Annotated in this window: 20 protein-coding genes; 7 read left to right on the top strand and 13 right to left on the bottom strand. The window is 68.4% G+C overall.

Annotated elements, in window-relative coordinates; genetic code table 11:
* Positions 1-141: 141 nt before the first annotated feature.
* The 3 genes from WJ12_RS33015 to WJ12_RS33005 form a co-directional block, all read right to left on the bottom strand.
* Positions 142-924, bottom strand: a complete 783-nt coding sequence (locus WJ12_RS33015; protein ID WP_034187744.1) for an ABC transporter substrate-binding protein — start codon at positions 922-924, stop codon at positions 142-144.
* Positions 925-1,150: 226 nt separating this feature from the next.
* Entirely contained in the window at positions 1,151-2,071 is a 921-nt protein-coding gene (locus tag WJ12_RS33010; protein ID WP_034187745.1) for a LysR substrate-binding domain-containing protein, read from the bottom strand.
* A gap of 67 nt (positions 2,072-2,138) precedes the next feature.
* A complete protein-coding gene (locus WJ12_RS33005; protein ID WP_059559017.1) occupies positions 2,139-3,086 on the bottom strand; it encodes a GlxA family transcriptional regulator in 948 nt (315 codons plus the stop codon).
* Positions 3,087-3,196: 110 nt separating this feature from the next.
* Here WJ12_RS33005 and WJ12_RS33000 point away from each other — a divergent pair, with 110 nt between their 5' ends.
* Both WJ12_RS33000 and WJ12_RS32995 read left to right on the top strand, forming a co-directional pair.
* Positions 3,197-3,505: a DUF3817 domain-containing protein gene (locus WJ12_RS33000; RefSeq protein WP_049032938.1), complete on the top strand. Its 309-nt coding sequence runs from the start codon at positions 3,197-3,199 to the stop codon at positions 3,503-3,505.
* On the top strand, positions 3,502-3,903 hold the full coding sequence (locus WJ12_RS32995) for a CopD family protein (protein ID WP_034187860.1): 402 nt from the start codon (positions 3,502-3,504) through the stop codon (positions 3,901-3,903). The genes WJ12_RS33000 and WJ12_RS32995 overlap by 4 nt, the downstream gene beginning before the upstream one ends.
* A 9-nt stretch (positions 3,904-3,912) precedes the next feature.
* Here the strand turns inward: WJ12_RS32995 and WJ12_RS32990 are convergent, their stop codons facing one another.
* From WJ12_RS32990 to WJ12_RS32980, 3 genes are all read right to left on the bottom strand, one after another.
* Positions 3,913-4,506: a hypothetical protein gene (locus tag WJ12_RS32990; RefSeq protein ID WP_059559015.1), complete on the bottom strand. Its 594-nt coding sequence runs from the start codon at positions 4,504-4,506 to the stop codon at positions 3,913-3,915.
* A gap of 235 nt (positions 4,507-4,741) precedes the next feature.
* Positions 4,742-6,130 carry an NCS2 family permease gene (locus WJ12_RS32985; RefSeq protein WP_059559013.1) on the bottom strand — a complete coding sequence of 463 codons (1,389 nt, stop codon included), beginning with the start codon at positions 6,128-6,130 and terminating at the stop codon, positions 4,742-4,744.
* 537 nt (positions 6,131-6,667) lie between these two features.
* Positions 6,668-7,345 carry a TetR/AcrR family transcriptional regulator gene (locus tag WJ12_RS32980; RefSeq protein WP_059559011.1) on the bottom strand — a complete coding sequence of 226 codons (678 nt, stop codon included), beginning with the start codon at positions 7,343-7,345 and terminating at the stop codon, positions 6,668-6,670.
* Positions 7,346-7,393: 48 nt separating this feature from the next.
* Between WJ12_RS32980 and WJ12_RS32975 the strand changes: the two genes are divergently transcribed.
* Positions 7,394-8,059: an O-methyltransferase gene (locus WJ12_RS32975; RefSeq protein WP_034187751.1), complete on the top strand. Its 666-nt coding sequence runs from the start codon at positions 7,394-7,396 to the stop codon at positions 8,057-8,059.
* A gap of 122 nt (positions 8,060-8,181) precedes the next feature.
* Here WJ12_RS32975 and WJ12_RS32970 read toward each other — a convergent pair whose 3' ends face one another.
* The 6 genes from WJ12_RS32970 to WJ12_RS32945 all read right to left on the bottom strand — a co-directional run bounded on the left by WJ12_RS32970 (position 8,182) and on the right by WJ12_RS32945 (position 13,545).
* A complete protein-coding gene (locus tag WJ12_RS32970; protein WP_059559008.1) occupies positions 8,182-8,700 on the bottom strand; it encodes a DUF3455 domain-containing protein in 519 nt (172 codons plus the stop codon).
* A 187-nt stretch (positions 8,701-8,887) separates the two neighbouring features.
* Positions 8,888-10,003: an alkene reductase gene (locus WJ12_RS32965; RefSeq protein ID WP_059559006.1), complete on the bottom strand. Its 1,116-nt coding sequence runs from the start codon at positions 10,001-10,003 to the stop codon at positions 8,888-8,890.
* 65 nt (positions 10,004-10,068) lie between these two features.
* The gene (gene dkgB, locus WJ12_RS32960) at positions 10,069-10,875 is read right to left on the bottom strand and encodes a 2,5-didehydrogluconate reductase DkgB (protein ID WP_059559003.1); all 807 of its coding nucleotides are present in this window, start codon (positions 10,873-10,875) and stop codon (positions 10,069-10,071) included.
* Between the two features lie 150 nt (positions 10,876-11,025).
* Entirely contained in the window at positions 11,026-11,976 is a 951-nt protein-coding gene (locus tag WJ12_RS32955; protein WP_069246019.1) for an LLM class oxidoreductase, read from the bottom strand.
* A gap of 13 nt (positions 11,977-11,989) precedes the next feature.
* On the bottom strand, positions 11,990-12,313 hold the full coding sequence (locus WJ12_RS32950; protein ID WP_034187756.1) for a MoaF-related domain-containing protein: 324 nt from the start codon (positions 12,311-12,313) through the stop codon (positions 11,990-11,992).
* Between the two features lie 29 nt (positions 12,314-12,342).
* Entirely contained in the window at positions 12,343-13,545 is a 1,203-nt protein-coding gene (locus tag WJ12_RS32945) for an MFS transporter (RefSeq protein ID WP_059559000.1), read from the bottom strand.
* A gap of 100 nt (positions 13,546-13,645) precedes the next feature.
* Here WJ12_RS32945 and WJ12_RS32940 point away from each other — a divergent pair, with 100 nt between their 5' ends.
* Positions 13,646-14,590, top strand: coding sequence for a LysR family transcriptional regulator (locus WJ12_RS32940; RefSeq protein WP_059558998.1), 945 nt, complete (start codon positions 13,646-13,648; stop codon positions 14,588-14,590).
* An 83-nt stretch (positions 14,591-14,673) separates the two neighbouring features.
* Here the strand turns inward: WJ12_RS32940 and zwf are convergent, their stop codons facing one another.
* Positions 14,674-16,149, bottom strand: coding sequence for a glucose-6-phosphate dehydrogenase (gene zwf, locus WJ12_RS32935; RefSeq protein WP_034187759.1), 1,476 nt, complete (start codon positions 16,147-16,149; stop codon positions 14,674-14,676).
* A gap of 187 nt (positions 16,150-16,336) precedes the next feature.
* Between zwf and WJ12_RS32930 the strand changes: the two genes are divergently transcribed.
* From WJ12_RS32930 to WJ12_RS32920, 3 genes are all read left to right on the top strand, one after another.
* The gene (locus tag WJ12_RS32930; protein WP_034187760.1) at positions 16,337-16,915 is read left to right on the top strand and encodes a TetR/AcrR family transcriptional regulator; all 579 of its coding nucleotides are present in this window, start codon (positions 16,337-16,339) and stop codon (positions 16,913-16,915) included.
* Between the two features lie 168 nt (positions 16,916-17,083).
* Positions 17,084-17,959 (top strand): SDR family NAD(P)-dependent oxidoreductase, encoded by an 876-nt coding sequence (locus WJ12_RS32925; RefSeq protein WP_034187761.1) that lies wholly within the window; start codon positions 17,084-17,086, stop codon positions 17,957-17,959.
* Between the two features lie 233 nt (positions 17,960-18,192).
* Positions 18,193-19,383: a M20 aminoacylase family protein gene (locus WJ12_RS32920; RefSeq protein WP_034187765.1), complete on the top strand. Its 1,191-nt coding sequence runs from the start codon at positions 18,193-18,195 to the stop codon at positions 19,381-19,383.
* Positions 19,384-19,435 lie beyond the last annotated feature (52 nt).

The raw sequence follows: 19,435 nt of genomic DNA, 5'->3' as shown, positions 1-19,435 counted from the left end.
GGTACCGGAACGCGCGGATTTTCCTTGCGAATCATCGGTTTGGTACGGAAAAAATAACGTCGCCCAACCCGCGCGCGCAAAAAAAACGGGCTCCTCGCGGAGCCCGTTTCATCGCGGCGCGCGGCGCGCCGGCTGGCCGTATTACTTGCCGTAGACGTCGAAATCGAAGTACTTCTTCGCGATCTTGTCGTACGTACCGTCCTTGCGCATGCCGGCGATCGCGCCGTCGATCTTCGCCTTCAGGTCGGTGTCTTCCTTGCGCAGACCGATACCGGCGCCGTTGCCGAGCGTCTTCGGATCGTCGATGTCCTTGCCGGCGAAGTCGAAGTTCGCGCCGCGCGGCGTCTTCAGGAAGCCGATCTCGGCTTGCACCGCGTCTTGCAGCGCGCCGTCCAGACGGCCGGAGATCAGGTCGGCGTAGACCTGGTCCTGGTTCTGGTAAGGCACGACGTTCACGCCCTTCGACGCCCAGTACGTCTTCGCGTAGGTTTCCTGGATCGTGCCCTGCTCGACGCCGACCGACTTGCCCTTCAGCGATTCGGCCGTCGGCATCAGGCCCGTGCCCTTCTTCGTGACGAGGCGCGTCGGCGTGTTGAACAGCTTCGCCGAGAAGGCGATCTGTTCCTGACGCGCCGGCGTCATCGACATCGACGACAGCACGCCGTCGAACTTGCGGGCCTTCAGCGCCGGGATCATCCCGTCGAAGTCGTTTTCGATCCACACGCACTTCGCGTGGATGCGGCGGCAGATTTCATTGCCGAGATCGACGTCGAAACCGACAACCTTGCCGTCGGCGCCTTTCGATTCGAAAGGCGGGTAGCTGGCGTCGACGCCGAACCGCACGGTCGACCAGTCCTTCGCGTACGCGCTGCCTGCCGATACGGCGAGCAGGGCAACGGTCACAGCCGCAAGAATCTTTTTCACTCGGTGACTCCTCGTTTTGTTCGATGGGTGCGCGGTTGTGCCGCGCCGTAAGCCTTCGGTCCGCCGCGGCTTCGCGTCGGACAGTCCGTTTCGCCCACCCGATGCGGGTGCGCGACGTGCGCAAGATTATCAAGACAAAATACCGGCAGGGCGCCTAGGACAAGCCCCGATACCGGGCCCGGCGGCGGCGCGTTGCGGGCGCCGCCGTTTCAGACACAGGAACGATTCAGCCGAGCGTTTCGTTGACCGCGCGCCGCAGGCACGTGACGAATTGCGACACGGCGGGCGTGGGCAGCAGGTCGCGCCGCGCGATGATCGACAGGTCGAAGCGCGGCATGCTTTCGTCGAGTTCGGCCGTGCGGATGCCGAGCGGCGCGACCATCGCGGCCAGCGGGCGCGTGAAGCAGCCGATCACGTCGGAGCGCGCGACGAGCCCGAGCGTCACCGCGAACGACATCGGCGAGCGCAGCAGACGTTTCGGCAGCGGCAGCCCGTGCTTCTCGAACATCCCGACCATCACGCTGTGCGGAAACTGCTCGGCGCCGACGGTGACGATCCACTCGGCATCGAGCAGTTCCTCTAAACGGCGCGCATGCGCGAGCGGGTGGCCGTCGCGCATCACGATCGTGAATTCGGTCGACAGCAGCGGCGATTGCGTGAAATCGCGGTCGAGCGCGGGCACATGGTGCATCGCAGCGATGTCGAGCGTGCCGTTGCGCAGCTGCGCGAGCGCGTCGGGCACCGTCACTTCCTCCAGATGGAGGCTCACGTTCGGCATCGACCGGCGGAACGCCGTCACCGCGTGCGGCAGCGCGGTCAGCGCGATCGACGGCATCGTGCCGACCGCGACGCGCCCCGACATCTCGCCTTTCACCTGCTCGACGGCCTCGACCGTGCGGCGGATGTCGCCGAGCAGCTGCTCGGCGCGCGGCAGCAGCGCGTGGCCGCATGCGGTCAGCTCGACGCCGCGCACGCTGCGCGCGAGCAACTCCGCGTTGAGCGCCGTTTCGAGTTCGCGGATCGTGTGCGTGATAGCGGGCTGCGTGACGCCGAGTTCGCGCGCGGCGGCGCGCAGGCTCTTGAGGTGCGCGGCGGAGACGAACGCCTGGAGCTGCGCGATGTTCAGCGGGTTGCGGATGCGGGTCATCGGTCGGGTCCGGTTGGCGCGAAAGGGGGCGACGGTTTCATGCTTCGGATGGCGGTCCTGGGGAACGTCATGCGCCGGCGCGTGCGCGGAACGTCTGGCGATAGCGTTGCGGCGACGTGCCGACGATGCGCGCGAACCGTTCGCGAAACGCGGTGACCGAACCGAACCCGGCTTCCGTCGCGACATGTTCGATCGACAGCTCCGTCACCTCCAGCAACTGCTGCGCGTGCCGGACGCGAGCGGTCTGCAGCCATTGGCGCGGCGACGTGCCCGTCTGCGCCTGGAAGCGCCGCGTCAGCGTGCGTACGCTCGTCGACGCCTTGCGGGCCATCGCATCGAGCGTGAGCGGCTTGCGCAGGTTCGCCTGCAGCCAGTCCATCAGGTCTTGCAGCCCGTCGCCGCCGGCAGGCCATTCCGGCGCGATGAACTGCGCCTGCCCGCCTTCGCGCACGCGCGGCGCCACCGCACTGCGTGCGGCGTCGACGGCCACCGCCGCGCCGTAGTCGGCCTGGATCATGTGCAGGCACAGGTCGAGGCCGGCCGCCGCGCCGGCCGACGTCAGGATCTGTCCGTTGTCGACGAACAGCACGTTCGGATCGACGTCGACGTGCGGATGGCGGCGTGCGAGTTCGGCGGCCGCGAGCCAGTGCGTCGTCGCGCGCAGGCCGTCGAGCAGCCCGGCTTCCGCGAGCACGAACGCGCCGCTGCAGATCGACGCGATCCGGCTGCCGCGCGCGGCCGCTTCGCGGAGTGCGGCGAGCACGCGGCGCGGCGTCGGCGCGAGCGGCACGGACGTGCCGGGGACCATGATCGTATCGGCGTCGGCCAGCGCGTCGAGACGAAACGGCGGGCGCAGCTCGAACAGGTCGCCGGCGACGCGCGGCTGCTCGCTGCACACGCGCACGCGGTAGGCGGGCGCGCCGTCGGGCAACCGCACGCGCGCGAACGTGTCGCACGCGATGCCCAGGTCGAACGGGACGACATCGGGCAAGGCGAGAACGGCGACCGTGTGCATGGCGTTCGCGGCCGTGGCCGGAATCCGTTGAAAGATGTCATTCTAGCCAATGGCCGGAACCCGCACCACACGCGACAATCGCGGCGGATCAACCTGGATGGAGCCGGCCGATGACACAAGACGATCGCAACGCGTTGCGGAACCTGCAGTACCTGTCGTTGCTGGAGGCGGCCACGCTCGTCGTGCTGGTGTGCGTCGCCGTGCCGCTCAAGCATCTGGCCGGTTATCCGGCCGCGGTATCGATCATGGGGCCGGTGCATGGCATCGCGTTCGCGATGTACGTGTGGGCGCTCGCCGGCACCGCCTCGAGCGGGCTGTGGAGCGGGCGCGAGGTCGCGCGACTCGTGCTGTCGGCCGTCGTGCCGTTCGCGGGGCTGGCGAGTGCGGGATGGATCGCGCGCCGGCGGCACGCGCGATGATCTACCTGGTGCTGAAGGCCGTGCATGTGGCGGCTGTCGTCACGTTCGTCGGCGGGCTGCTGATGTTGTCCGTCGGTGTCCGGATCGCGAACCTCGCCGTGCATCGCGCGGTGCGGCGCTGGGATCGCACGGTGACGGCGCCGGCCCTCGCGATCGTCTGGGTCACGGGGATCGCGATCGCGCTGAGCGGTCACTGGTTCGGCGCGGCGTGGCTGTCGGCGAAGCTTGCCGTCGTCGTCGCGCTGTCGGCGCTGCACGGCATGCTGGCCGGCACGCTGCGGCGCATGGCGCGCGACGATCTCGCCGTCGCGCCGGCTGCGTGGCTCGGGCAGGCGGCGGGCGCGGTCGTGGCCGCGGCTGCGATCGTCGTCGGGCTGGTCGTGATCAAGCCGTTCTGACCGGCCGGCTCAGGCCAGCGCCGTCTCCACCGCCGCGAGCGTGCGGCGCCGGATCCAGCCGCTCCCCAGCCGGATCGCGAGCCAGTACGGCGTGAGCAGCCAGCGCGTGCGCTCGCTCGGGCAGTGGATGAACGTTTCCGTGCGCAGCATGTGCGCGCCCGAGGCGAGCCCGACGACCTCGAACCGGAGCACCAGCTTCGCATCGCGCGGGTCGTCGTGCCGGACGAAGGCGGCGGCATCGGCGATGGCGCGCACGTCGGGCGCGGGACGCCAGAAGCGGCCGACGAGGCCGAGCGACAGCGACGTGTCGTCGCGATGCAGCGGCGTGAATGCATGGAGGCCGAAGCGTTCGCGTTCGCGTCGCGTGGTGCCGCGGCACAGCGAGGCGGCAAGCGCGGCCGGGAATTCGCGGAGGCTGAGCAGCGTATCGACGACCGGATCCGTGCGCATGTTGATCGCGGAGACCGCATCGATGATGCGCGCCGGATCGGCATCGATCGGCTTCGATTCGTGTATTTCGTAAAAGCCGAACGACGGGATGAACGGCGGCTTGCGCGCCGAGGTCCTGCTGTCCGATTCGGAGACGATGCCGAGCGCGTTCATGTCTGCTCCGGAACACAAAACGCGATCGTAGCACCGGCGGCGGATTCGCAGTGCGGCGGCAGCGCGGCGGCGATGCGGCGGCGATGCGGCGCTTCGCCGCGTCGCGCGCACCGGCAAAAAAAGCCTGGAAACTCGCGTTCCCAGGCCTGGAGACCATCAACGATGATGGTGGAGGAGACGTCGTCGTCCCGATGCGCGCCGCCCTTCTGCAGGCGACGTCGCGCATGTGTCGCGGTCAGATGGCCCAGCCGCCGAGATAGAAGGCGACGAGCACGGCCGCGATGAGCACGGTGCCGACGTTGAGCTTGCGGAATTCGCCGCTCGCGATGCGGCCGATCACGAGCGTCGAGAAGCCGAGCATGATGCCTGTCACGATGTTCGCGGTCAGCACGATGAACACCGCGCACACGAGGCCCGACATCGCATCGACCATGTCGTCCATGTGCAGCTTGCTCACGCTGCCGAGCATCAGCAGGCCGACGTACATCAGCGCGGGTGCGGTGGCGTACGACGGCACCAGGCCCGCGAGCGGCGAAAAGAACATCACGACGAGGAACAGCAGGCCGACCATGGCGGCTGCCAGGCCCGTCTTCGCGCCGGCGGCCACGCCGACGCTCGACTCGATGTAGGCCGCCGCCGGCGCGCCGCCGAGGAAACCGGAGAAGATCGAGCTGATCGAGTCGGCCGTCAGCGCGCGGCCGCCGTTGATGATGCGGCCGTTCTCGTCGAGCTGGCCGGCCTGCCCGGCGACCGCGCGGATCGTGCCGGTCGCGTCGAACACGGCGGTCATCACGAGTGCCAGCACGCTCGGCAGCACGGCCATCGACAGCGCGCCCTTGATGTCCATCGCGCCGATCAGCGATTCGTGCCCCGGTGCGCTCAGCGACGGCAGCGCGAAGATGCCGTGGTACTTCACGGCCGGATCGAAGATCAGGCCGAAGATCGAGATCGCGATCACGACGAGCAGGATGCCGCCCGGCACGCGGCGCTTCTCGAGGCCGAAGATCGCGGCGAGGCCGACGATCGACATGATGACCGGAAGTGCGGTGATCTGGCCGAGCGAGACCGGCAGGCCGGCGCCCGGGTTCTTGATCACGAGGCCGACGTCGTTCGACGCGATCAGCAGCAGGAACAGGCCGATGCCGATGCCCGTGCCGTGCGCGACGCCCGCGGGCAGGTTGCGCAGGATCCACGAACGCACGCCGGTGACCGAGATGCCGGTGAACACGAGGCCCATCAGGAACACCGCGCCGAGCGCGACCGTCGGATGCAGGCCCTTGCCGAGCACGAGGCCGAACGCGGTGAACGCGGTCAGCGAGATCGCGCAGCCGATCGCGATCGGCAGTTTCGCCCACAGGCCCATCAGCAGCGAGCCGAACGCGGTGGTGAGGCAGACCGCGACGAACACGGCGCTCGTGTCGAAGCCGGCCTTGCCGAACATGCCGGGCACGACGAACACGGAATAGACCATCGCGAGGAAGGTGGTGACGCCGGCAATGATCTCGCGGCGCTGCGTGCTGCCGCGCGACGAAATGCCGAAGTACCGGTCGATGACTCCCGGGGTGCCAAAGTCCGTTTTTGCCGCGCCGACGTCGACCGTCGGCTGCACCGGGGTATCACTCATGAGCTTGCTCCTTTATCAGCATGCTGAAACGGCTCGTCGCGAACCGTCGTCAGGGTGTCTCGTATCTAGTTGGGATTGTTCGGCAACGTCGTGGGGACGAATGACGCGTGATGCGTGTCGTTACGCGCGAATCGAAACGATCGCGAGGGTGTCGCGCCGGACGACGCGTGGTGAGGGCGATCCCGTCACGTGTGCTTTGCCGTAGCGAAGGTTAGGCGAGCGGCCCATCACGTCCCATCGGGGGAAGAGCATGCAGCGCATGTCGCAGCGCTTATATCGGCGTGCAACGGGGCTTCGATGCGGCGACACACGTGTATACGCCTAGTTCGAATCCGTTAAGGCGACTATTTGAATGCGGGGTCGACGGGCCTGGCGGAAGCGGTTGAGGTATCGAATATTACGAGTATCTTTCATCGGGGCTGCGCACGCGCAAGCGAACGGCGGCGGGCGGCGCGACCTGCGGCCATGCGCCAGCGGCAGCCGGATGATACCGGTGCCGCGCGAGGCTTGCGCGCACGCCTTTCGGCGCTCGTCGTGTCAGGCGCGCGCGAGATGCGCGAGGTACGCGCAGAACATGTCGGCCATCGCGGCCGAATAGGCGTCGATTTCCGCCGGCGTGCGCGCGGTTTCGGAGAAGGTCTTGCCGCCCGACGTGAGCGTCGTCATGACCAGTTCGCAGGCGAGCGCATGCGTGGCGTCGGGCACGCCGGGCAGCGCTTCGCGCATGAACGCGTTGAAGACCCGGTGGCCCTCCGTCCGCACTGCCTGCGCCTCGGGGGCGTCGCGATAGAGCGGCGCGGCGTCGTCGAGTGCGATGCGCATGCCCGCCTCGTCGCATTCCGAGCGGATGAACGCATGGACGGCCGTGCGCAGCCGCTCGGGCGGCGTTTTTCGCGTGTCCTGCAGTATCCGGCACAGCATGTCGGACGTCTGCCGCCATTCGTCGTGCTGCAGCCGGAACAGCACGGACGCCTTGTTCGGGAAGTACTGGTACAGCGAGCCGACGCTCACGCCGGCGCGCTCGGCGACGCGCGCCATCGTGAAGCGCTGCGCGCCTTCGGCGGCCAAAACCTGAATAGCGGCCTGGAGAACGTCTTCGACGAGACGGGTCGAGCGCGCCTGCCGAGGCAGCCTGCGCGTGGCGATCGGGGCGTTGCGGCGGTCGGTCATGGGCGGTTGGCCAATGCGAATAGCAAAACATGAATAGTTCGTCATATTCTAGTCGGGCGCACTGACGCACTCAACCTGACACCGGAGAACCGCATGACCACCCTGATTCACGACCCGCTGGCGTCGCTGCTCGCGCGCCTGTTCGACGAAGCCGAGGCGTCGTCGCCCGCGACGAGCCCCGGCTTCGCCGGCGTGTCGCGCGACGAGCAAGCGCGGCTGATGCGCAGCAAGACGGACTACGCCGATCTGTATGCGCGCCTGAAGGACTATCCGCTGGCCGTGTCGCGCGAGACGGGCTCGCTGCTGTACATGCTCGCGCGCAGCGGCGGCGCGCGGGCGATCGTCGAATTCGGCACGTCGTTCGGCATCTCGACGCTGCATCTCGCGGCCGCATTGCGCGACAACGGCGGCGGCCGGTTGATCACGAGCGAGTTCGAGCCGTCGAAGGTCATGCGCGCACAAGCGAACCTGGCCGCGGCCGGGCTCGCCGATCTCGTCGAGATTCGCGAGGGCGACGCGCTGCGCACGCTGGCCGTCGATCTGCCGGATGCGGTCGACCTGTTGCTGCTCGACGGCGCGAAGGCGCTGTATCCGGAAATCCTGGCGCGGGTCGAGCCGCACCTCAGAACGGGGGCGTTCGTCGTGGCCGACAACGCGGAATACAGCCCCGACTACCTCGCGTACGTGCGCGCGCCGGAAAACGGCTATCTGTCGGTGCCGTTCGGCGGCGACGTCGAGTTGTCGATGCGGATCGGCTGAGCAGCCGGAACGAAGATGCCGGCGGTTTCACGCATCCGGGCCTGAAAGATAGGAAAACTGATTAACTGGTCGCGAGGGCGAAAGGTACCGGGTGATGCCCGGTGCCCGCGCCGCCGCGCGCATCACTTCAGGAACACGTATCGCGCGAAGTATGGGAAGCGCCCGACCGCGTGCTCGGTCGGGCACGATGCGGCCGGCGGCGTGCCGCCCGCCGTGTCGAGCCGCTGCACGAAGCGCACGCCGGCAAGCGTGCCCGTGGCGGCCGGCGTCGCCGCGAGCAGCAGTTGCGGAATGCTGGCGGGGCTCGCGCTCGGCGCTTCCGCGAGTTTCTTGCCGGTGATGCGGCTGCCGTCGAGCGCCTCCCACGACGGCCCCGCGCCATGCCGCACGACGAGCGTGCCGCCGCCGTCGAACAGCGTCGCCTCCGGACGCTGGAAGGCCCACGCGAGCCGATGGTCGGCATCGTATTCGCACGAATAGATCTGCACACCGGTCGCGGTGGTCGACAGTACCGGCGCGGCCGGCGCCGGCGGCGCGAGGCCGGCAGCGTCGTCGGCCCGCACCGGTGCGGCGAAGGCCGCCAGGGAAAGACCGGCCGCCAGGGCCAGCAGCATGTCGCGTGTCGGGGAACGGCTTGGCATGGCGGAGCGTCCTTTCAGGTCGGGTGGCGGTCGTGCGGAGGGGATCCTGTCAACGTTAGACGCCGAATGCACAGGCTGCCATTCGGAAATGACAATCGCGGCGATAGCGGCCGCGATCGTCGGGGGGGCGCAGGCGCGATCAGCGGATCGCGACCGGGTCGATGTCGACCTGCGTGGAGGACGGCGGTCAGGCCGCGGCTTGCGCGAGCGTCGGATAGTCGGTCAGGCCCCGGGCGCCGCCGCCGAACAGCGTGTTGCGGTCGTGCGGCGCGAGCGCGGCGCCGGTGCGCAGGCGTTCGGGCAGATCGGGGTTCGCGACGAACGGGCGGCCGAACGCAATGAGGTCGGCCCAGCCGGCGGCGATCGCCTCGCGTGCGCGCTCGGCGGTGTACGCGCCGGCGTAGATCAGCACGCCCGGGTAGGCGGCACGCAGTTGCTGCTTGAAGGCGACCGGCATCAGCGGCGCGTCGTCCCAGTCGGCTTCCGCGATGTGCAGGTAGCCGACGCCGAGTTCGCCGAGCAGCTTCGCGGCCGCGAGATAGGTCGTTTCCGGATCGTCGTCGACGCAACCGTTCAGCGTGGTCAGCGGCGCGAGGCGGATGCCGACGCGCGCGGCGTCGCCGGTGCCGTCGATCAGCGCCTGCGTGACTTCGCGCAGGAAGCGCAGCCGGTTGTCGAGCGAGCCGCCGTATGCGTCGGTGCGCGTGTTGGCGTTCGAATCGATGAACTGGTTCACGAGGTAGCCGTTCGCGCCGTGCAGCTCGACGCCGTCGAAGCCGGCCTCGATCGCGTGGCGCGCGGCGGCGCGGTACTGGTCGACGATCTCGCGGATCTCGTCGATCGACAGCGCGCGCGGCTCGGATGCCTGCACGAAGCCCGGCGTGCTGCCGTCTTCACCGGCGATGAACACGTTCACGCCCTTCGCCTGGATCGGCGACGACGATACGGGTTGCGCGCCGCCGAGCAGGCTCGTATGGCTCAACCGGCCGACGTGCCACAGCTGCGCGAAGATGCGGCCGTGCGCGGCATGCACGGCGTCGGTCACCTTGCGCCAGCCGGCGACCTGCGACGGCGTGTGAATGCCGGGCGTCCACGCGTAGCCCTTGCCGAGCGGCGCGATATAGGTGCCTTCGCTGACGATCAGGCCCGCACTCGCGCGCTGCGCGTAGTACGCGGCCATCAGGTCGTTGGCTTCGTCGCCGGGCTGGCTCGCGCGCGAGCGCGTCATCGGCGGCATCACGATGCGGTTCGGCAGCGTCAGCGCGCCGAGTTGCAGCGGTTGAAAAAGCGGGTCCTGGGTCATGGTGGTGTCCTGTGGATGCCGCGGCCGGCTGGCCGCGGACGGGTCGATGAGGCGGGGCGGCGCGCTTAGTCCCACTGCGGCGCGAGGCCGGCCGGGTCGACTTCGCGGCCGTTGCGCTCGAGCGCGGCGATCTGCGCCATGTCTTCGTCGGTGAGGCGCAGCGTCTGCGCGAGCAGGTTGCTTGCGAGGTTTTCGCGCTTCGTCGACGACGGAATCACCGAGTAGCCGAGCCGCAGCGCCCACGCGAGCGCGACCTGGGCGGGCGTCGCGTCGTGACGGCGGGCGATCGCGCCGAGCACCGGGTCGCCGAGCACCTTGCCGTACGCGAGCGTCATGTACGACGTCACGTGGATGCCTTCGCCGTTCAGGAACTCGACGAGCTTGCGGTTCTGCAGGTACGGGCTCAGTTCGATCTGGTTCGTGGCGATCGCCTCCTTGCCGACGGCCGCGATCGCTTCCTTCGTCAGTTCGATGTTGAAGTTCGAGATGCCGATCTGGCGCGTGAGGCCTTTCGCCTTGGCGTCGGCGAGTGCGGTCATGAATGCCTGGATCGATACGCCGTTGCCCGGGGCCGGCCAGTGGATCAGCGTCAGGTCGACATGGTCGGTGCGCAGCTTGCGCAGGCTGTCTTCCAGGCTTGCGCCCAGCTTTTCCGGCGCGTAGTTGTCGACCCAGATCTTCGTGGTCAGGAACAGGTCTTCGCGGCGCACGCCCGAGGCGGCGATCGCTTCGCCGACTTCGGCTTCGTTGCCGTAGATCTGCGCGGTGTCGATCGCGCGGTAGCCGACTTCGAGGCCGTTGCGGACCGAGTCGATGACAACCTGGCCTTGCAGGCGGAAGGTACCGAGGCCGAATGCGGGAATCTTGCTCATCACGTGCTCCAGGGAGGGTGAAACGATTACGGGTCAGGCGTCATTCTGGCGTCTTGGACTGATGAAATAAACGCCTATAGAAGTCAATGATATTTGACTTGAAATCAAATATAAGTCCTGCGGCGGGCCCGCCGCAGGCCGTTGCCGGCCTTATGCGGCGCGCGTCTGCACGTTCGTCGCCGGATGAAAGACGGGCAGCACGTCCGATGCGATCTCGGCCATCGTCTCGTCGAGCGGGCGGCGGTTGCGGCGGAAATGCAGGCCGATGTGCCGCACGCCCGCGTCGCGCATCGCCGCCAGTTCTTCCGTCAGCGCGATGCGGCCCGCGCGGGCGCCGAAGCGGTGCCGCTGCAGCGGCTCGTGCGGATCGTCCGCGAGGTCGAGATGGATGAAGCTCACGTACGGCTTGTCGCCGGCCACCGCGCGCCAGTTCGCGGCGCGCTGCGCGTGGTCGGCCGGCGTGCCCGGATACGCGAGGCAGCCGTCCATGTGCTCGCCGATCCACGCGGGCGTCTGCTGCGCAAGGCCCGCGACGAGCAGCGGCACCGGCGAACGGGCGACCGGCAGCACGTCGAGACCGGGCGGCAGGTGGCCGCGCGCGCCGTCGCGCAGCAGCGCGATCTGGTCGCGGAAATTCGCGCCGCGCGACGCGAAATCGCGGCCGAACAGCGGATATTCGACCGGCCGGTCGCCGCTCGCGACGCCGAGCATCAGGCGGCCGCCGCTCAGTTCCTGGATCGTCGCGGCCGATTTCAGCGTCAGCAGCGGCTCGCGCAGCGGCAGCACGACGGCTGCCGTGCCGAGCAGGATGTCGTTCGTGATGCCGGCGAGGTAGCCGAGATACGAGAACGTTTCGAACACCTGCGCGGCGTCGCCGAACGACGGGTCGTATACCGGCACGTCGCGTACCCAGAGCGCGCGGAAGCCGAGCGTGTCGGCCAGTTGCGCGAGCTCCGCGTGGATCTCCAGGTCGGGCACGCCGGGGCGGCGGCCCTGGTGCTGGCGCTTCGCGTCGCCGGCCGGCGACCAGTCGTTGTCGAGCGGCAGTTCGATGCCGACGCTGAAGTCGCCGTCGGCGAGTTTCTCGAGTGAAGTGGACATGTTCGGGCTCCGTTCAGACCGCGCGCAGGCTGCCTGCGAGGCGGTGGAAATCGAGCGACGGCGCGGTGAAGAACGCGCGCGACGTGCCGGCGGCGAAATCGTCGATGTGCACGACCGTCGCGCGGTCGGCTTCCTGCCACGCGATCGCATAGGTCTCGCCGGCGACGGGCTGCCACGCGTATTCGACTTCCCCCTTCGCGCCCGCGTACGGGCCTTCGGTGATCTCGTAGCGCATGTGGAGGCCGTCCTCGTCGTACGCGTTGAGCGCGGTGAGGCCGTCGTAACGGACTTCGAAAGTCTTGCCGGCGAACGGCGGACGTCGGGTCGATGCGTTCATGCGGGTGGACTCCTGCAAAAAAGTGACGTTCAGTGGGCGAGTTCGACGGGTTCCGCCGTGCGTTCCGGCAGCCCGTGGCGACGGTCGAGGCGGCCGCTCAGCGCGGTGAGCGCGAATGCGCCGAGCGTGACGACGGCGGCGATCCACGGCGTGTGGCCGAGGCCGACGTTCGCGACGATCAGGCCGCCGAGCGACGAGCCGCCGGCCACGCCGAGGTTGAACGCGGCGATGTTGAAGCCCGAGGCGACGTCGGCGGCGTCCGGCGCGAAGTGGCGCGCCTGCTTGACGACGTACACCTGCAGCCCCGGCACGTTGCCGAACGCGACCGCCCCCCAGGCGAGCATCGTCAGCACCGCGAGCCATTTCACGTGGATCGTGAAGGTCAGCGCGAGCAGCACGATCGCGAGCAGCAGGAAGATCCGCTTGAGCGCCTTCACGGGGCCGACGGCATCCGCGAGCTTGCCGCCCCACACGTTGCCGAACGCGACCGACACGCCGTAGCCGACGAGCACGAGGCTGACCTGCGACGGCGTGAAGCCGGCGATCTGTTCGAGCAGCGGCGCCATGTACGTGAACGCGATCAGCGAGCCGCCGTAGCCGACGGCCGTCATCGCGAAGACGAGCAGCAGGCGCGGCTGGGCCAGCACGCGCAGCTGGCGGGCGAGCGGCGCCGGCGGCGTCCGCGGCAGCCCGCGCGGCACGAAGGCGACTGCGCCGAGGAACGCGACGAGGCCGAACAGCGCGACGATCAGGAACGTCGCGCGCCAGCCGAAGTGCTGGCCGATGAAGGTGCCGAGCGGAATACCGGCGACGAACGCGACGGTCATCCCGCTGAACATCGTCGCGATCGCGCTCGCGGCCTTGTCCTTCGGCACGAGCGTCGTCGCGATGATCGAGCCGACCGAGAAGAACACGCCGTGCGCGAGGCCGGTGAGGACGCGCGCGACGATCAGCGATTCGTAGCCCGGTGCCTGCCAGGCGACGAGGTTGCCGACGGTGAAGAGGGCCATCAGCCCGGCGAGCAGCGTCTTGCGCGGCACGCGGCCGGTGAGCGCGGTGAGCAGCGGCGCGCCGATGGCGACGCTCAGGGCATAGAGGCTGACGAGCAGGCCGGCCGACGGCAGGCTGACGCCGAGATCGGCGCCGATCGTCGGGATCAGCCCGACGATCACGAACTCGGTCGTGCCGATGGCAAACGCGCTGATGGTCAGCGCAAGCAGGGCGAGTGGCATGGTGGATCCTGGTTCCGGTAAGGATGGATCGCAGTGTGCCGACTTTACTTTTGCGGAAAAACTGGTCTATAAACCAAATTGTTTTGATTTCAGATCAACAATGAAGATCACGCTCGACGAACTCCAGGCCTTTGCCGCCGTGGTCGACACCGGCTCGATCACCGCCGCGTCCCAGCAGCTCGACCTCACCGTGTCGGCGACGAGCCGCACGCTCGCGCGGCTCGAGGAGAAGCTGAAGACCACGCTGCTGCGCCGGACCACGCGCCGGCTCGAACTGACCGAGGAGGGGCGTGCGTTCCTGCAGGATGCGCGCGCGATCATCGAATCGGTCGAGAATGCGGAGGAGCAGATGCTCGCGCGGCGCGAGATGCCGTCCGGGCGCCTGCGCGTCGACGCCGCGACGCCGTTCATGCTGCACGTGATCGTGCCGCTCGTGCGCGGCTACCGCGCACGCTTCCCGAAGGTCGAGCTGGAGCTGAACAGCAACGAGGGCATCATCGACCTGCTGGAGCGGCGTACCGACGTCGCGATCCGGATCGGCCGGTTGAAGGATTCGACGCTGCACAGCCGACGCATCGGCAACAGCCGGCTGCGCATTCTGGCGAGCCCCGCCTATATCGAAGCGCACGGCCAGCCGCGCAAGGTCGAGGAGCTCGCCAGGCACGCGCTGCTCGGCTTCACGCAGCCCGAGTCGTTGAACGTGTGGCCGATCCTCGGCGCCGACGGCGAAGCGTGCCGCATCGAGCCGGACGTCAGTTCGTCGAGCGGCGAGACGCTGCGGCAGCTCGCGCTGGAGGGCGCGGGCGTCGTCTGCCTGTCGGATTTCATGACCGCGCAGGATCGCGAGGCGGGGCGGCTCGTGCAGGTGCTCGCGCGTCAGACGCTCGAGGTCGAGCAGCCGATCCATGCGGTGTATTACCGCAATACCGCGATCTCGTCGCGGATTGCGTCGTTCGTCGACTACATGATCGAGGTGCTGGGCGGCAGCAACGGCGGCGGCGGGACGCCGACGCGGCGCAAGGCCGCGTGGCTGGAGCCGCAGTAGCGGCGCCTCGCGGACGGGAAGACGGCGGGCGCCGCCCCCATTGATCCGGCGTGCCGCGCGGGCGGCACGCCGTCATGCGGCCGTTACGCCTCTTCGGCCCAGGACATCCCGTCGCGCGCGAGCAGCGCCGACGAAGCGGCCGGCCCGAACGTGCCGGCCGTATAGAGGCGCGGCCGGTCGCCGAGCTGCTTCCAGCCGTCGAGGATCGGCTCGACCCACGTCCACGCGGCTTCGAGCTCGTCGCGACGCATGAAGTGCGTGAGGCGGCCGCGGATCACGTCGATCAGCAGCCGTTCGTACGCTTCCGCGCGCCGCTCCGGAATCGCCTGCTGCAGGTCGAGGTTCAGGTTGACCGGCACCATGTTCATCCCGCTGCCCGGTTCCTTCGCGAGCATCTGCAGCTGGATCGACTCTTCCGGCTGGAGCTGGATCACGAGGCGGTTGCCGTAATGGCGCGGGCCGTTCGGGATGATCGAGAACGGCATGTCGGCGAACTCGACCACGATTTCCGACTGGCGGCGCTGCAGCCGCTTGCCGGTGCGCAGGAAGAACGGCACGTTCGCCCAGCGCCAGTTGTTGATGTGCGCGCGCAGCGCGACGAAGGTTTCCGCGCGGCTGTCCGCCGGCACGTTGTCTTCCTCGAGGTAACCCTTCACCGGCTGGCCGTCGACCGCGCCGGCCGTGTACTGGCCGCGCACCGTGTCGCGCGCGACGTCCGACAGCGACATCGGCCGCAGCGAGCGCAGTACCTTCAGCTTCTCGTCGCGCACCGCGTCCGGGTCGAGCGACACGGGCGGCTCCATCGCGACGATGCACAGCAGCTGCAGCAGGTGGTTCTGCACCATGTCGCGCAGCGCGCCCGTATGGTCGTAGAAGCCCGCGCGGCTGCCGACGCCGACCGTCTCCGCCACCGTGATCTGCACGCTGCGGATGTTCGGCGCCTGCCACAGCGGCCCGAAGATCGGGTTGCCGAAGCGCAGGACCATCAGGTTCTGCACGGTTTCCTTGCCGAGATAGTGGTCGATCCGATAGATCTGCGATTCCTCGAAGTGCTTGCCGACCGCATTGTTGATCGCCTTCGCGGACGCAAGATCGTGGCCCAGCGGTTTTTCGAGGACGACGCGCGAGCGCGCGTCGACCAGGTGCGCGGCCGACAGGTTGTCGCAGATCGTCGTGAACAGCTCCGGCGACGTCGACAGGTAGAACACGCGGATCGCCTCGCCGCGCGCCGCTTCGGCGAGGCGCTGGTAGTCGTCGGGCGCGTTCACGTCGATCAGCACGTACTTGAAGAGATCGAGGAAGCGGCTCCACGCGTCGGCGTCGAACGCCTTCGCGTCGATGAACGGGCGCGACTGCTCGTCCATGAACTTGCGATAGCCGTCGATGCCCCAGTCGCGGCGGCCGACGGCGATGATGCGCGTCTCGGGCGGAAGATTGCAGTGCAGGTGCGCCATGTACAGCGCGGGCAACAGCTTGCGGGCGGCCAGGTCGCCGCCGCCGCCGAAGATGATCATGTCGACGGGCCGGTCGGCCGCGGTCTGGGTAGGCTGATTCGTCATGGGAGGTTCGCGGTTTGAAGCGGTGAACGTGAAACGAACGTCGAGGGCGCCGGGCGCTGGCACGGCAAAACCCTAATAGTGCACGGTTTTGATGGATTGCGTGTGCGTTCGCCCGGATGTAACAGCGCTTGCGTTCCGGATGAAGGCTTGATTATGATTGAGTGCTCACTCATTAAAGGAATCGAACGTGGCTCGACCGCGCAGTCCCGACAAGCACGAAGCCATCCTCGCCGCCGCCGCCCGCGCACTCGCCGAGGACGGCGCCACTGCGACCACCGCGCGCATCGCGCGGCTCGCCGGCGTGGCGGAAGGCACGGTGTTCACGTACTTCGAGACCAAGGATGCGTTGCTGAACGCGCTGTACCTGAGCCTGAAGGCCGACATGCGTGAAGCGATGATGACCGGATTTCCGGAACACGCGCCGGTCGAGCAGGCCGTGCGGCATGCGTGGAACGGCTATGTGTCGTGGGGCGTCGCGAATCCGGACGGGCGGCGCGCGCTGCAGCAGCTTGGCGTGAGCGGGCGCATCGACGACGCGCATCGCGCGGCCGGCGCCGAAGGCTTCGGCGGAATCAGCACGCTGCTGCGCGAGCAGGTTGCCGCGTCGGGCGCGCTGAACCGCGACGAAGCGCATGCGTTCTGCGCGGCATTGTTTACGTCGATCGCGGAAACGGCGATGGAGTCGATCGCGCGCGATCCGGCACGGGCGGATGCCTATCGGGAAGCCGGGTTTCGTGCGTTGTGGGCCGTGCTGCACGCGGTGTGAGTGAAGGATTGCCGTCGTGGCGGCGCGTGCGGTTGCGCGTGTCGCGGCGGCGGCCGGCGGTGCGTTTCGGGCAGGGTGATGCAGGTCATGAAGGACCGAATCGTTGCCCTTATTAATGAGTGAGTAATCATTCATTTTTGTGATTTCACCACGATCAAGGAGTGGAACATGTCGAAAGTCTGGTTGGTAACGGGGGCCGCGCGCGGCCTGGGGCGAGCGATTTCGGAAGCGGTGCTCGCGGCGGGCGACCGGCTGGTGGCCGGCGCCCGCGATCCGGCGCGGCTGGCCGATCTGGCCGAGCGGTACGGCGACCGGCTGCTGACGGTCGCACTCGACGTCACCGACGAAGCGGCGGCCGCGCAGGCCGTCGCGGCCGCACAGGCGGCGTTCGGCCGTATCGACGTGCTGGTGAACAACGCGGGTTACGGCCATACGGCGCCATTCGAGCAGATGGGCGCCGACGACTTCCGCGATCAGATCGAAACGAACCTGTTCGGCGTGATCAACCTGACGCGCGCGGTGCTGCCGACGCTGCGTGCGCAGCGTGCGGGGCACATCTTCCAGGTGTCGTCGGTCGGCGGGCGCACGTCGACGCCCGGGTTGTCCGCGTACCAGGCCGCGAAGTGGGCGGTCGGCGGGTTCAGCGACGTGCTCGCGAAGGAAGTCGCGCCGTTCGGCGTGCGCGTGTGCACGCTCGAACCGGGCGGGATGCGTACCGAATGGGCCGCGCAGGCGAAGCGCGACATCGACGAGCTGCTGCCCGACTACCAGCCGTCGGTCGGGAGGATTCTCGAGTTGCTCGGCACGTATGGCGGCCACGAGGTCGGCGACCCCGCGCGGATCGCGGCGCTGATCGTCGAGTTGTCGCGCCGCGACGATGTGCCGCTGCGTCTGCTGCTCGGCGGCGATGCGCTGTACGTGTGCGAGCAGGCGGAAACGCAGCGCGCGGAAGAGGCGGCGCGGTGGCGCGATGCGACGCTGTCGACGATGTTTCCGGATGCGAGGCTGCCCGACGGGCTCGATGCGCTGAAGGCGGTCGACTGAGCGATGCCGCGGGGGGCTGCCCGGCTGTTCGAAGCGTGCGGCATGGAGGTTGTGCCGGTGACGGGGGAGAGGACGGCCGGGCCCATGCCCGTATTAACCCTGATCAACAAATCTTATCGCGGTGAAAAATTCCGCATCTTATTGAATCGATATCGGCTCGATATAGTGGCTCGCTTTCCCGCACGCGGCCCCCGCATGCGGCTGACACGCTGACATCAGCAGGAGCCCTCTTGATGACCACCGATACCCGATTCACCGAAATCGAGGATCTGATGCCCGCCGCCGGCGGGCTGCGCGAGATCCGTCACCACATCCATCACCATCCCGAACTCGCGTACGAAGAGCACGACACGGCCGCGCTCGTCGCGGACAAGCTCGAGCAATGGGGCTGGCAGGTGACGCGCGGAGTCGGCAAGACGGGGGTGGTCGGCACGCTGCGCGTGGGCGACGGGACGCGCAGCATCGGCATTCGCGCCGACATGGATGCGCTGCCGATCGTCGAGGCGACCGGCCTGCCGTATGCGAGCGGCACGCACGGCAAGATGCACGCCTGCGGCCACGACGGCCACACGACGATGCTGCTCGGCGCCGCGCAGCATCTCGCGAAGACGCGCAACTTCTCGGGCACCGTGCACCTGTATTTCCAGCCGGCGGAAGAGCACGGCGTCGACAGCGGCGCGAAGAAGATGATCGACGACGGCCTGTTCGAGCGCTTCCCGTGCGACGCCGTGTTCGGCATGCACAACCATCCGGGCGCGGCGCCCGGCGTGTTCCTCACGCGGCGCGGCCCGTTCATGTCGGCCGGCGACAAGGCGATCATCACGATCGAGGGCGTCGGCGGCCACGCGGCGCGGCCGCACCTGACGGTCGACCCGGTGGTCGTCGCGGCGAGCATCGTGATGGCGCTGCAGACGATCGTCGCGCGCAACGTCGACCCGGCGCAGCCGGCGGTCGTCACGGTCGGCTCGATGCACGCCGGCACTGCGAACAACGTGATCCCGAACGGCGCGCGCCTCGAACTCAGCGTGCGCTCGTTCAGCCCCGATGTCCGCGCGCTGCTCAAGCGCCGCATCACCGAGCTGGCCGAAACGCAGGCCGCGAGCTACGGCGCGACGGCCAATGTCGAGTACATCGAAGGCTACCCGGTCGTCGTCAATACGGATGCCGAAACGGATTTCGCCGCGCAGGTCGCGCGCGAACTGGTCGGTGACGCGCAGGTGGTCGAGCAGACCGACCTGCTGATGGGCAGCGAGGATTTCGCGTTCATGCTGCAGCGGCGGCCGGGCTCGTTCGTGCGGCTCGGCAACGGCGAAGGCGAGGACGGCTGCATGGTGCACAACCCGAAGTACGACTTCAACGACCGGAACCTGCCGATCGGTGCGGCGTACTGGACGCGTCTCGTCGAGCGTTACCTCGGGCAGTGATCGCAGCGGCGCGCGGCCGGCGCTTCCGGCCGCATTGAGAAGAGGCGACAAC

Source organism: Burkholderia seminalis, assembly GCF_001718535.1.
Lineage (GTDB): Bacteria > Pseudomonadota > Gammaproteobacteria > Burkholderiales > Burkholderiaceae > Burkholderia > Burkholderia seminalis.
The sequence above is the reverse complement of the archived record's forward strand: the minus strand, read 5'-3'. Positions and strand labels throughout refer to the sequence as shown.